14 protein-coding genes are annotated in these 13,418 nt (G+C 33.0%); 11 read left to right on the top strand and 3 right to left on the bottom strand.

Annotated elements, in window-relative coordinates:
* Positions 1 to 10: 10 nt before the first annotated feature.
* The 7 genes from ACRHNM_RS13185 to lspA all read left to right on the top strand — a co-directional run bounded on the left by ACRHNM_RS13185 (position 11) and on the right by lspA (position 7,862).
* Positions 11 to 1,759, top strand: coding sequence for a nucleoside transporter C-terminal domain-containing protein (locus ACRHNM_RS13185; RefSeq protein WP_431137110.1), 1,749 nt, complete (start codon positions 11 to 13; stop codon positions 1,757 to 1,759).
* A 199-nt stretch (positions 1,760 to 1,958) separates the two neighbouring features.
* Positions 1,959 to 2,783, top strand: a complete 825-nt coding sequence (locus tag ACRHNM_RS13180) for a thymidylate synthase (protein WP_431137109.1) — start codon at positions 1,959 to 1,961, stop codon at positions 2,781 to 2,783.
* A gap of 9 nt (positions 2,784 to 2,792) precedes the next feature.
* Positions 2,793 to 3,620, top strand: a complete 828-nt coding sequence (locus tag ACRHNM_RS13175) for an energy transducer TonB (protein ID WP_431137108.1) — start codon at positions 2,793 to 2,795, stop codon at positions 3,618 to 3,620.
* A gap of 60 nt (positions 3,621 to 3,680) precedes the next feature.
* The gene (locus tag ACRHNM_RS13170) at positions 3,681 to 4,610 is read left to right on the top strand and encodes a dihydrofolate reductase (RefSeq protein WP_431137107.1); all 930 of its coding nucleotides are present in this window, start codon (positions 3,681 to 3,683) and stop codon (positions 4,608 to 4,610) included.
* A 98-nt stretch (positions 4,611 to 4,708) separates the two neighbouring features.
* Positions 4,709 to 6,268, top strand: a complete 1,560-nt coding sequence (locus ACRHNM_RS13165) for an NAD(P)/FAD-dependent oxidoreductase (RefSeq protein WP_431137106.1) — start codon at positions 4,709 to 4,711, stop codon at positions 6,266 to 6,268.
* Positions 6,269 to 6,462: 194 nt separating this feature from the next.
* Complete coding sequence (gene fabD / locus ACRHNM_RS13160) at positions 6,463 to 7,356, top strand: ACP S-malonyltransferase (RefSeq protein ID WP_431137105.1); 894 nt, start codon at positions 6,463 to 6,465, stop codon at positions 7,354 to 7,356.
* Between the two features lie 8 nt (positions 7,357 to 7,364).
* Positions 7,365 to 7,862: a signal peptidase II gene (gene lspA, locus ACRHNM_RS13155; RefSeq protein WP_431137104.1), complete on the top strand. Its 498-nt coding sequence runs from the start codon at positions 7,365 to 7,367 to the stop codon at positions 7,860 to 7,862.
* A 36-nt stretch (positions 7,863 to 7,898) separates the two neighbouring features.
* Here the strand turns inward: lspA and ACRHNM_RS13150 are convergent, their stop codons facing one another.
* The 3 genes from ACRHNM_RS13150 to ACRHNM_RS13140 form a co-directional block, all read right to left on the bottom strand.
* Positions 7,899 to 8,090, bottom strand: a complete 192-nt coding sequence (locus ACRHNM_RS13150) for a hypothetical protein (protein WP_431137103.1) — start codon at positions 8,088 to 8,090, stop codon at positions 7,899 to 7,901.
* Positions 8,091 to 8,276: 186 nt separating this feature from the next.
* The gene (gene galE, locus ACRHNM_RS13145) at positions 8,277 to 9,299 is read right to left on the bottom strand and encodes a UDP-glucose 4-epimerase GalE (protein ID WP_431137102.1); all 1,023 of its coding nucleotides are present in this window, start codon (positions 9,297 to 9,299) and stop codon (positions 8,277 to 8,279) included.
* Between the two features lie 5 nt (positions 9,300 to 9,304).
* Positions 9,305 to 10,459, bottom strand: a complete 1,155-nt coding sequence (locus ACRHNM_RS13140; protein WP_431137101.1) for a DegT/DnrJ/EryC1/StrS family aminotransferase — start codon at positions 10,457 to 10,459, stop codon at positions 9,305 to 9,307.
* A gap of 139 nt (positions 10,460 to 10,598) precedes the next feature.
* On the opposite strand from ACRHNM_RS13140, the gene ACRHNM_RS13135 reads away from it, so the two are divergent.
* The 4 genes from ACRHNM_RS13135 to ACRHNM_RS13120 all read left to right on the top strand — a co-directional run bounded on the left by ACRHNM_RS13135 (position 10,599) and on the right by ACRHNM_RS13120 (position 13,412).
* The gene (locus ACRHNM_RS13135) at positions 10,599 to 11,774 is read left to right on the top strand and encodes a 3-deoxy-D-manno-octulosonic acid transferase (protein ID WP_431137100.1); all 1,176 of its coding nucleotides are present in this window, start codon (positions 10,599 to 10,601) and stop codon (positions 11,772 to 11,774) included.
* 114 nt (positions 11,775 to 11,888) lie between these two features.
* On the top strand, positions 11,889 to 12,257 hold the full coding sequence (locus ACRHNM_RS13130; protein WP_431137099.1) for a hypothetical protein: 369 nt from the start codon (positions 11,889 to 11,891) through the stop codon (positions 12,255 to 12,257).
* 140 nt (positions 12,258 to 12,397) lie between these two features.
* Positions 12,398 to 12,973, top strand: a complete 576-nt coding sequence (locus ACRHNM_RS13125) for a helix-turn-helix domain-containing protein (protein WP_431137098.1) — start codon at positions 12,398 to 12,400, stop codon at positions 12,971 to 12,973.
* Entirely contained in the window at positions 12,966 to 13,412 is a 447-nt protein-coding gene (locus ACRHNM_RS13120; RefSeq protein WP_431137097.1) for a response regulator, read from the top strand. Before ACRHNM_RS13125 ends, ACRHNM_RS13120 begins: the two co-directional genes overlap by 8 nt.
* Positions 13,413 to 13,418 lie beyond the last annotated feature (6 nt).

Below are 13,418 nucleotides of genomic sequence, written 5' to 3'. Positions count from 1 at the left end.
ACACTTTCAGATGAAACATGTTCTACTAGCTATTACAGCTATTTTTTTTGGACTAACAACAAGCTTTGGGCAAGATTTAGAAAAGAAATGGCAATTTGATGCAGTACATGATGAAAATGGCTTACCCCTTTTGGAAATATCTGAAGACGATACTATTAATCTGAAAGCTGGAGAATTTGAGTATTCACTCCAATCTGGAAATATTAAAGCTTCTGGAGATTATATATATCAAAATAACTTATTGGTTTTTTACTACAACAAACCAAATGATACTATTCGAAGGTATAAAATTCAGGAACTTTCAGATTCTACTCTAGTTGTTTCAGAACACAAAACCGTTTATAAATTCACATCGCCAAAAATAGTTGAAGCCGCAGCAATTGTTGCTGAAAACTCATCAACTATAATTCCGAGTCAAGGGTTTTCAATAAATAGTCTTTGGCGAGGTGTTTTAGGAATGGTAACCTTAATTTTTATTGCCTTTTTATTTAGTAGTAATCGCAGAGCAGTGAATTGGAAAACTGTTGGGTTAGGTTTAGCCTTTCAACTTATTATAGCAATTGGAGTTTTAAAAGTTGAATTTGTAAAAGTAATTTTTGAATGGGTTGGTCAAAGATTTATAGACTTACTAGGATTTACTCAAGCAGGTAGTGAATTTTTATTTGGTGGTATGTTGGATGTGGAATCTTTCGGATTTATTTTCGCTTTTCAGGTTTTGCCAACTATCATCTTCTTCTCTGCTTTAACTTCGGTATTATTCTATTTAGGATTAATTCAAAAAGTTGTAAAAGCTATGGGCTGGCTTTTAACTAAAGTTTTAGGCATTTCTGGCGCTGAAAGTTTAAGTGTTGCTGGTAATATCTTTTTAGGACAAACGGAAGCACCTCTATTGATTAAAGCGTATCTGGAAAAAATGAACAAGTCTGAAATATTACTTGTCATGATTGGTGGTATGGCAACTGTTGCTGGTGCTGTTCTTGCTGCTTACATTGGATTTCTAGGTGGTGATGATAAAGAATTACAACTGTTCTATGCAAAGCATTTATTGGCAGCTTCTGTAATGGCAGCTCCTGGTGCAATTGTGATTTCTAAAATATTATTTCCGCAGACAGAAAAAATAAATACTGACGTCCACGTTTCTCAGGAAAAAATTGGATCTAACATTCTAGAAGCCATTGCTAATGGAACTACAGAAGGTCTGAGACTTGCTGTTAATGTTGGTGCTATGCTTTTAGTTTTTGTAGCTTTTATAGCTATGTTCAATGGTATTCTTGGAGGTATTGCAGGTTTCGACGGATTTACAATTAAAGCATTAAATATCGATTGGCATTTTACATCATTAAATGAAGTTATTGCTCAGAACACACCATATGATTCACTATCTCTTGAATTTGTTCTAGGGTATCTTTTTGCACCTTTGATGTGGTTAATAGGTGTTGCATCTGAAGACATGGCACTTATGGGACAACTTCTGGGAATCAAGTTGGCAGCAAGTGAATTTATTGGCTATATTCAATTAGCAGATCTTAAAAATGTTGCCAATGCTACACATCTAACATATGAAAAATCAATTATTATGGCTACCTATATGCTTTGTGGGTTTGCAAACTTTGCATCTATAGGGATTCAAATTGGTGGCATTGGTTCTTTAGCTCCAGGGCAACGAAAACAATTATCAAAATTTGGGATGAAAGCACTTATTGGAGGTACATTAGCATCATTAATTTCAGCAACTATTGCCGGAATGATAATTGGATAACACTTAATGTCAGCTTTAAATAAAACGAAAGCTGCACGTAAATGGTTAATAACTTTTAATATAATTTAAAGTCATGAGAATTGCTTTTTATGACTTTTTTCTATTTTCGTTGTACGTCATGCTAAACTCGATTTAGCATCTCATTCCAATAAAATTTTAGTATAATTTAAAACGATTCCTGCTTTCGCAGGAAGATAACATGAAACAATACCACGATTTAGTTAAACATGTTTTAGAACAGGGAAATGAAAAAGGAGATCGCACAGGAACAGGAACCAAGAGTGTTTTTGGCTATCAAATGCGTTTTGATTTAAGTGAAGGGTTTCCAATGGTAACGACAAAGAAGTTACATCTAAAATCTATTATATACGAATTGCTCTGGTTTTTAAAAGGTGATACAAACATCAATTATCTTACTGAAAATGGTGTGCGAATCTGGAATGACTGGGCAGACAAAAATGGTGATTTGGGACCTGTTTATGGTCATCAATGGCGCAACTGGAATAGTGACGATATTGATCAGATTAAAGACGTTGTTGAAACGCTTAAAAACAATCCTAACAGTCGTCGTATGCTAGTATCTGCGTGGAACCCTTCAGTGTTGCCAGATACTTCAAAATCATTTGACGACAATATAGCCAATGGAAAAGCGGCTCTTCCTCCTTGTCATGCCTTTTTTCAGTTTTATGTAGCTGATGGAAAATTATCATGCCAGCTTTACCAACGTAGTGCAGATATCTTTTTAGGTGTTCCTTTTAATATTGCCTCCTATGCTTTACTCACCATGATGATGGCTCAGGTTTGTGGCTACCAAGCTGGTGAATTTATTCATACATTTGGTGATGCTCATATCTATAGTAATCATTTTGAACAATTAGAATTGCAGCTTTCTCGTGACATAAGACCGTTACCAAAAATGATTTTAAATCCTGATGTGAAAGATATTTTTGATTTCAATTTTGATGATTTTACCTTAGTCGATTATAATCCGCATCCACATATAAAAGGCGCTGTAGCTGTTTAATTAACTTTTATGAAATACTTTATTTTTTCTGTATCCTTTTTATTGGGAGCACTTACTTTTGGACAAGACAAAACAATCTCTTTATCCGAACTGGATTCAATTACTAACAAAAGTGAAGAAAAAACTTATGTTGTTATTGAAAACGTACCTGTTTATAAAGGCTGCAAAAAAGAAAAGGACAATGCGAACAAAAAAAAGTGTATGTCTGAAAAAATAGCTCAACTTTTTCAAGATAATTTCAATACTGAACTGCATGAAGATTCAGATATTGAACCTGGAATGAAACAGATCTCTGTTCTTTTTCAAATTGATAAAGAAGGGCATGTTATAAATATAAACGCTAAAGGAGAAGATGAATATTTAGAAGCAGAAGCTGTTCGTGTTGTAAATTTAATTCCACAAATGACACCAGGAATGCAGAAGGGAAAACCTGTGATTGTACCTTATTCGTTGCCATTAAATGTCAATGTCACAACTAATAAAAATGAAGGTATAACTAAATATCCTGTCTATAGAGGTTGTGATAAAACATCCAGCAATAAAGCTTTAGAAGAATGCTCCAAACGTAAAATCATGAACTTTATCAAAATGAGTTTTGATATTGAAATGGCTAGTCGTGCATTACCTTTAGAACGTTCAACACAATTTCTTTTGGAGTTTACAATTAATAAAAAAGGAAAAATAGAAAACGTCAATGCTAAAGCTAACCACAGAGCAATTGCGATTGAAGCCATAAAGGTTGCTAAACGTCTTCCAAAATTTAAAGAGCCTGGATTATGGGAAGGTGTGGCTGTTGAAACACCTTTTAGCATGTTAATGACCTTATACTTTCAATAAAAAGCAGTGTAATAATTTATATTAAAAGTCATAACTTTATACTTGTAAATATTTAAAATTATGTTCGGAAAGAAGAAAACATCTCCAGGTATAGATCAAGAACAATTAGCATTGATTAAGGCTGCCGAAAAACGTATGGCGCAAAAAAAACGCTTATACATTCATTTTGTACTCTTTCTAATTGGTGCTGTCTTTTTAATTTTAGCAAATACCATCTTAGGTATTGGTAAGGACTTTAAAATTGCTGGATTAGAATGGTTTGTCATAGTGATTGCATTATGGCTGTTTCTATTTATTTACCACTTGATTACGGTGTTTATTACACATAATTTTATGGGTAAAGATTGGGAAGACAAACAACGTGAAGCGTTAGTTTCTAAACAACAGGAGCGTATTGAGCAATTCAAACAAGAATACTTAAAAGAAGAAAAAGAAATTGCTAAATCTCAAGCTTTTAACGAAATACTTGAAAGCAAAACAACTTCAGAAAAAAAAACTTCTGAGCTAACCATAATTGTTGCTGCTGGAGAAGATAATGCTATTGGAAAAGACAATGATTTAATCTGGCATTTAAGCCATGACTTAAAACGATTTAAGCTACTTACTAATGGTCATCATATTATCATGGGACGTAAGACTTTTGAAAGTTTTCCTAAACCATTACCCAACCGAACACACATTGTTATTACAAGACAAAAAGCATATCAAGCACCAAACGATGTGATTGTTGTAAACTCACTCAAAGACGCACTTGATGCTGCAAGACATGATAAACAACCATTTATTATTGGTGGTGGCGAAATCTACAAACAATCAATGTCGCTGGCTGATAAAATAGAATTAACTCGTGTTCATTCAAAGTTTGAAAATGCTGACACCTTTTTTCCTGAAATAGATACTTTGAAATGGAAAGAAATTAGTCGCATCACTCACGATGTTGATGAAAAACATGCACATGCGTTTTCATTTATTACGTATTTGAGAAAATAAAAAAATGATATCATTTTTGGTTGTAATTATATGGTAAATAATCTAAAACTATATTTATGTTTAGATTGTTTTATTTTATTAATTACTAATTTGGCAGTATGATAAAAGCCTTACAATTACGTATTAATCTTCATGAAGAAGCTCAACCTGACAAATTGCTTAATAAAGCGGCTTATGATTTGGGCATAAAATCTTCAGATATCTCAGGAATTAAAGTACTGAGAAAGTCTATTGATGCACGTAAGTCTCAAATCATGTTGAATTATAAAGTAGAGGTTTACATTAATGAGCCTGTTCCAGAAACTTCGAATTACACCTTTGATTACAAAGACGTTTCTAATGCAAAACCAATTCATATTATTGGTTTTGGACCAGCAGGAATGTGGGCAGCCTTACGATGTATAGAACTTGGTTTTAAACCCATAGTTTTAGAACGCGGAAAAAATGTACAGGACAGACGTCGTGATTTAAAAGCCATAAATCAAGATCATTTTGTAAATGAAGATTCAAATTATTGCTTTGGAGAAGGTGGAGCTGGAACCTATAGCGACGGTAAACTCTACACACGAAGTTTAAAACGTGGAGACGTTCGCCGCATATTTGAAAATTTAGTATTTCATGGCGCAACAGACCAAATATTGGTTGATGCTCATCCACATATTGGGACTAACAAACTACCAAAAGTTGTTCAAAACATAAGAGAGACCATTTTAAAATTTGGAGGTGAAGTCTATTTTGAAACCCGAGTAACAGACTTTACTATCAAAGACCATAAAATAACAGCTATTCAACTTCAAAATGGAAATGAATTAGCTGTTGAAAAAGTCATTTTAGCTACAGGACATTCTGCTCGCGATATATTTTATCTGTTGAATGATAAAAACATTCTGCTAAAAGCAAAATCATTTGCTATGGGAGTTCGGGTAGAACATCCACAAGATATTATTGATGGAATTCAATACCATTGTAAAAATGAAAAACGTCATGAATTATTACCACCAGCTGCTTACAGCCTGGTGCAACAAGTTAATGACAGAGGAGTGTATTCGTTCTGTATGTGTCCAGGCGGTTTTATTGTTCCTGCTGCAACTGCAAATGGTGAAGTTGTAGTTAATGGTATGTCTCCTTCAAAACGAAATAATAAGTTTGCAAATTCTGGGATAGTTGTCGAAATTAACGCTGACAAAGATTTATACAAATACGAATCGTTTGGAGAGTTGAAAGCTCTTGAATACCAAAAAGATTTAGAACGTCTAGCGTTCACTTCTGGCGGAAGACGACAATCTGCTCCTGGACAACGATTAACAGATTTTGTTGAAGGTAAATTATCTGCTAAATTAAATGAAACCTCTTATCAACCAGGCTTAAAATCGGCTCCATTGCATTCTTTATTACCAAAATTAATTGGAAGTTCACTACGAAAAGGTTTTAAAGCCTTTGGAGAAAAAATGCATGGATATTATACTGAAGAAGCTAACATTATAGGTGTAGAATCCAGAACCTCATCTCCAGTTAACATTCCGAGAAATGATCATTTAGCACATCCTGAAATTACCAACCTTTACCCTTGTGGTGAAGGTGGTGGTTATGCTGGTGGAATTATTTCTGCTGCTATGGATGGAGAGCGTTGTGCAGAAGCTGCAACAGTTGGAATGTAACTATTTTTGGAAGTTCTGAATCCTTTGTAAAGTATAATTTAAAACACTTTATATTAAATACGGTTAGATTTAATCATTACTCAAATATCAAAGTGCAAAGCGATCTAACATCTAAAAAAAATATTCCTATTTTTGCAGCATAAATTAATAATTAACTAAAATAGTTTCTTTCCTCAGGAAAGACGGAAGATAGGATGAACGCATATATATTTCCAGGTCAAGGTGCTCAGTTCTCAGGAATGGGATTAGACCTTTATGAAAACTCACCTTTAGCGCAAGAACTTTTTGAAGAAGCAAATCAAATCTTAGGTTTTCCTATTACAGATGTTATGTTTGAAGGTTCTGCAGAAGACTTAAAAGAAACTAAAGTTACTCAACCCGCTATCTTTTTACATTCGGTAATCTTAGCTAAAACACTTGGCGATAACTTTAAACCAGACATGGTTGCTGGTCATTCACTTGGAGAATTTTCTGCTTTAGTTGCTGCTGGAGCCTTAACTTTTGAGGATGGTCTAAAATTAGTATCTCAAAGAGCTCAAGCCATGCAAAAAGCTTGTGAGTTACAACCAAGCACTATGGCAGCCGTTTTGGGTTTAGAAGACGAAGTTGTTGAAAACATATGTGCAAAAACAGAAGGCACTGTCGTTGCAGCAAATTATAATTGTCCTGGACAATTAGTAATTTCAGGTGATGTTGAAGCGATTAATAAAGCATGTGAAACGCTTAAACAAGCAGGTGCAAGACGTGCTTTAGTACTTCCAGTTGGTGGTGCATTTCATTCTCCATTAATGGAACCTGCTCGTGAAGAATTAGCAGCTGCAATTGAAAACACAACATTTAGCAAACCCAACTGTCCAATCTATCAAAACGTAACAGCTACTGCCATTACAGATGAGAACGAAATAAAAGCCAATTTAATTTCACAATTAACGGCACCTGTTCGTTGGACACAATCTGTACAACAAATGATTACAGATGGCGCAACGCTTTTTACAGAAGTTGGACCAGGAAAAGTACTTCAAGGTCTTGTTAAAAAAATCAATAAAGAATCTGAAACTGTTTCAGCTACATTTGAAACTAACGCTTAAAAGATGTTATGAAGCTATCTAGAAATGTAAGCGTAATTTTGCTGATCATCTTCAATATTGCTATTGATCAAATTTCAAAAGTCATTGTTAGAGCAAATATTGAACTTAAAGAAGTTATCGAACTTATTGGTCATAAATTTATACTAACCAACGTCTATAACAGAGGTGCTTTTTTAGGTATGGGAAGTGATATGAACGACACTTTAAGATTGATTTTATTATTAATTCTTCCAACGTTAGTACTTGGTTACCTTATCTATTACATCTTAGTAAATAAAACCTTAGATAAATTGAGTACTATTGCCTTAAGCTGTATTGCTGGTGGTGGAATTGCAAACGTTTTTGATCGCATTGCCTTTGGAAAAGTTACTGATTTTTTCTTTATAGATTTAGGAGGTGTTTTTAAAACTGGTATTTTTAATGTGGCAGATATGTCTGTGACATTCGGAATGATTGTACTTGTATATACCTGGTTTTTGTCTTCAGGAAAAAAGCAAACCACATAAAATAAAAACCTGTTCAAATTGAACAGGTTTTTTTTATTATCTCGCTAAACTAATATTGTCACAGTCTTTTACTTCTCCATAATAGGTTTCTCTATATCTATGAAGTGTTTTAAATGGAATGTTTAAAAATTGTTTCTTAATGTAAGTCACTTTTATTGATAGTGCTCCCATTTTTTTTGTAAACCTGATTTCAGGTTTGGTTTCTCTTTTAATACTAATCAGTTTCATTGGTTTTCATTTATCATTAACTTCAAAGAAACAAAAAGTAAATCCCATACACAAATTTTAAGCATTAAATCATTGTTAATCAATTTGTTGAATTAGACATCAACAACAATACACTATAATTATTATCAAATTTACAATTATAATGCGTATCTGTTAACAGATTAATAATCTGACTTTTAGTGAAAATTACAGATTTCGAATGTTTTTCTCCCATTTCCAGGCAGAGAGCATTGCGTCATCAAGTGTAGATTTTGCCTTCCATCCTAAAACAGCATTTGCTTTTTTTGTATTAGCAAACGCTTTTACGATATCTCCTTCTCGTCTTGGAGCAATCTTAAAATTAAGGGCTTGCCCTGAAACTTTTTCAAAAGATTTGATAACTTCTAATACAGAACTGCCAACTCCTGTACCAACATTAAATGTTTCAAAGTTAGATTGATTATTAGCTTCTAAAAGTCGTTCTAAAGCAACAGCATGAGCCTTTGCTAAATCGACAACATGAATATAATCCCTTATACACGTACCATCTGGTGTTTCATAATCATTACCATAAACAGATAAGCACTCTCGAAGTCCAGCAGCAGTTTGTGTAATAAATGGTACTAAATTTTGAGGGACTCCAATTGGTAATTCTCCTATTTTAGCTGATGAATGAGCTCCAATTGGATTAAAATAACGCAAAGCAATAGCATTTAGGTGAGGATTCACTTTACAAGTATCTTTAATAATTTCTTCTCCTATTTGCTTGGTATTTCCGTAAGGGGATTCTGCTGGTTTAACTGGAGCGTTTTCTGTAATTGGCATTTCGTCTGCCTGACCATAAACAGTACATGATGAACTAAAAATAAAATTAGATGTATTTAAATTCAGGACCTCTTTCAACGTATAAATGAGTGTATTTAGATTGTTCTCATAATACAACAAAGGTTTTTCAACACTTTCGCCAACAGCTTTGCTAGCTGCAAAATGAATCACTCCTGAAATATCATTATGCTTTTGAAAAAAACGTTCAACCGAAGCTTTTTCTTTTAAGTCTATTTTTTCAAAAACTGGTATTTTGCCAGTAATTGCGATAATACCTTCAATTACATCTAAGGAAGCATTCGATAAATCATCGATGATCACAACATCGTATCCTTCGTTTTGCAATTCTACAACAGTATGTGACCCAATGAAACCTAATCCACCAGTAACAAGAATTTTTTTCATTTGGTTTAAGAATTTACAAAATTGATAACTGTAGATGTAATAAATTCAATTTGCTCATCATCCAATTCAGTATGCATTGGAAGCGAGATGACTTCTTTAACCAGTTGATTAGTAATCGTGAAATCGGCTTCATTATATCGAGAATCTTGATACGCTTTTTGTAAATGTAAAGGAATTGGATAATACACTCCACAAGGAATGCCTTGTTCATTCAAGTGTTTTACCAAAGCATCTCTGTCAGCATTTAAGATTCTGAGTGTATATTGATGAAACACATGGCAATCACAGGTATCACAAATCTTTTGATTGTCACAGGTGCCAGTTGGTGTAATTATATTATCAACTCCTCTAAAAGCAGCATTATAAGCTCTTGCTGCCTTTCGTCTTTCTTGATTATAGCTATCGAGTCGTTTTAATTTAATGTCTAAAATTGCGGCTTGAATAGAATCTAATCGCGAATTAACACCAACGACATCATGATGGTAACGTTCATACATTCCATGATTTACAATCCCTCTAATGATATGAGCTAAATCGTCATCATTCGTAAAAATAGCTCCACCATCTCCATAGCATCCTAAATTCTTAGAAGGAAAAAAAGAAGTCGATGCCACATGACCAATTGTGCCTGCTTTTGCTTTTCTACCATCACTATAGGTATATGTAGAGCCAATACCTTGAGCATTATCTTCTATAACGTATAAGTTATGGGCTTTAGCAATATTCATAATAGCCTCCATGTTGGCACACATTCCGAATAAATGAACAGGAACAATTGCTTTCGTTTTAGGAGTGATTGCTTTTTTAATGGCTTCAACATCAATATTAAAGGTCACAGGATCTACATCTACCAAAACCGGAGTTAGTTGTAATAACGCAATCACTTCTACAGTAGCTGCAAATGTAAAATCCGAAGTAATTACTTCATCTCCAGGCTGTAAACCCAATCCCATCATCGCTATTTGTAACGCATCTGTACCGTTGGCACAAGGAATAACATGTTTAACATCTAAATAATCTTCCAGATTTTTCTGAAACTCATGAACTCGAGGTCCATTAATATATGCTGTAGAATCTAACACCTCTAAAACAGAGTTATCAACCTCAGCTTTTATTTTACTATATTGACCTTTTAGGTCAACCATTTGAATTTTTTTCATACCATACGAAATTACGAAATTCATTAGCATTAAGCAATGAAATTATTTCAAAGAACAGTATTTTAGCAGGAACATAAACGTTTACATATTGTATAATTTAGGAATACATATATTTTCATTCATTTTAAAGGGACTGGCATTGTTTGATCTTAAGATTAAAAAAGGTGTTAAAGGTCGTCGTCAAACGTTTAAAATATTAAAAAAAGGCCTGCATCCTAAAGACCAAACCATCTGGTTTCATTGTGCTTCATTAGGTGAATACGAACAAGGGCTTCCAGTATTTGAATCTATTAGAACCACCTATCCTTCTCATAAAACTGTATTGACTTTTTTTTCACCTTCAGGATACGAGATTCGAAAAAATGCACCAATTGCAGATCTTGTGACATATCTACCTTTAGATACGAAAAGAAATGCTACACGATTTTTAGACATTGTTAATCCTGAATTTACTGTATTTGTTAAATATGATATTTGGCCAAATTTTTTAAACGAAATAAAAAGAAGACAAGGACGTGCCATTCTCATTTCTGCATTATTCAGGAAAAATCAATCCTATTTTAAATGGTATGGCAACCATCTTCAGAAGGCTCTACAGGCATTTGAGCATATTTTTGTTCAAAACGAATCCTCTAAAGAGCTGCTTGAAAATATAAGCATTGTCCATGTGACGGTTTCTGGAGACACGAGATATGATCGGGTTTCAAATCAGTTGTTACAACACAATGATTTGGCTTTTATTTCAGAATTTAAAGATGATAGCTTATGTATTGTTATAGGAAGTTCATGGCCTGAAGATGAAGCTATTTTAATGTCATACATCAATAAACAGGCTTCAAAACATCTGAAATTTATTATTGCGCCTCACAATATCAACAACATACAGATTGACAACATTACTAATAAGTTAAATGTTAAAAACGTCCTGTTTTCAGAAAAGGCAAATAAAGTCCTTTCAGATTACTCTGTATTTATAATTGACACAATCGGATTATTATCTAAAATTTACAATTACGCAGATATTGCTTATGTTGGTGGAGCGATGGGAACAACAGGTCTGCACAATATTTTAGAACCTGCTGTATTTGGTGTACCAATTATTATTGGAAAAAACTACAATAAATTTCCAGAAGCAAAAGCCATGATTGAAAATGGTGGAGTGATAAGCGTAAATAACAGCGTTTCTCTTGAACATCAATTAGATGAACTGATTAAATCTTCTGAAAAAAGAATACAACTTGGCACAATTAATAAAAACTTTATTCAAAAAAATAAGGGAGCTGTCAACCAAATTGTTAATTACATACGTATATAAAACTGAAATTAGAGTAAAGCCTTAATGTTGTTAACAAAAAGTTAATTTTATTAAGGTAGTTTCAATTTAACTTATTAATTTCGTGTATTATTAATTAACACTAAAACTATTACAATGAAAAAATTATTATTAAACATCGTATTGGTATTGGCACTTATTGTATCGGTATCATGTAGAGAAACTAAAGAAGGTGCTGAAGACGCTGGTGAGGCAATTGAAGATGCTGCTGAAGCAACTGGAGAAGCAATTGAAGATGGTGCTGAAGCTGTTGAAGACGCTGTTGAAGATGCAGCAGATTCTACAGGTGATGCTGTTGATTCAGCTAAGGAAAACGTTGAAGACGCTTTAAACAATGCAAAAGACGAAGTTAATGATGCGGCAGCAAATGCTAAAGCAAATATTAATGATGCTGTTGACAACGCTAAAGACAAAGGTGCTGACGCATTAAATAATGCTGCTGACAAAATGAAAAAAGACAACTAATTTCTAGTTGTTTTGTAAAAAAAGGTCTGATTTATTCAGGCCTTTTTTACTTATGGGACTTTTAATTTAGACCCTATCAAGTTATTTATGTTATGCTTTTAAATAAATAAAATTATCTTAGTAACTAGATTTATTGTTTTATGACATTATCCTTAAAATTTGACTATAACAAAATTTGCAATCTGGTTTTAGAAGAAAAACTAAAGGCACATAATTTTAAATACCGCATTACCAGGTTTGGTGAAGTAGATGTATTAGAAAAAATATCTAATGAGCAATTAAAGTCGTTCAGTGAAGATATTTCTGAATATGGTATTGAAATTCTTGAGAACCCAAAAATTGTTTTAGTACAAAAAATCAAAGATGCCATTCATGACATGGTATTTAATCAAGATACCGTAATTCAGGTCAAAACATCTGTATACTTATCAGATAAATTGAACTTAAGCTATGCTCATTTATCAAATGTGTTTTCAGAAGTCACCTATACTTCAATTGAAAATTATTTAATTATTCAAAAAATAGAATATACGAAAATGTTAATTGCTAAAGAGCAATTAACACTAACTGAAATAGCATTTAAACTGGATTATTCTAGTGTTGCTCATTTAAGCAGACAGTTTAAAAATACTACAGGAATTACACCATCTGCGTTTCAACGTATTATAAACAAGCGAAAAACAATGATGGAAGATAATAATCAAACTAATGAATGAGAATTATATCAGAATAGCCTTAGCTGATGACGATGAAGATGACAGAATGTTCTTCACAGAGTCTTTTGATGAATTGAAAATAAAAAGCAAGGTCAGTACTTTTAACGATGGTGTTCAATTGATGAATTACTTAAATCAAGAAGATAGTGTACTTCCAAATATTTTATTTTTGGATTTAAATATGCCTAAAAAATCTGGTTTAGAATGTTTAAAAGAAATCAAAGCGAACTCAAGATTTAACGATATTGCCATTGCCATCTATTCTACATCAGCTTCAGAAGAAGATATTGAAAATACATTTGTTCAAGGTGCCAACATCTATATCAAAAAGCCAAATGATTTTAATGTGCTTAAAAAGGTCTTATCAGAAGTAGTCACTATCAATTGGCAATATTATACTAGTGGCTTAAATAGAGATAATTTTTTATTACGATTATAAACCAGT

This window comes from Psychroserpens mesophilus (assembly GCF_050617655.1).
Taxonomy (GTDB): Bacteria; Bacteroidota; Bacteroidia; order Flavobacteriales; family Flavobacteriaceae; genus Psychroserpens; species Psychroserpens mesophilus_A.
Note: the sequence above shows the minus strand (reverse complement) of the source record. Positions and strands in the feature narration are given on the sequence as shown.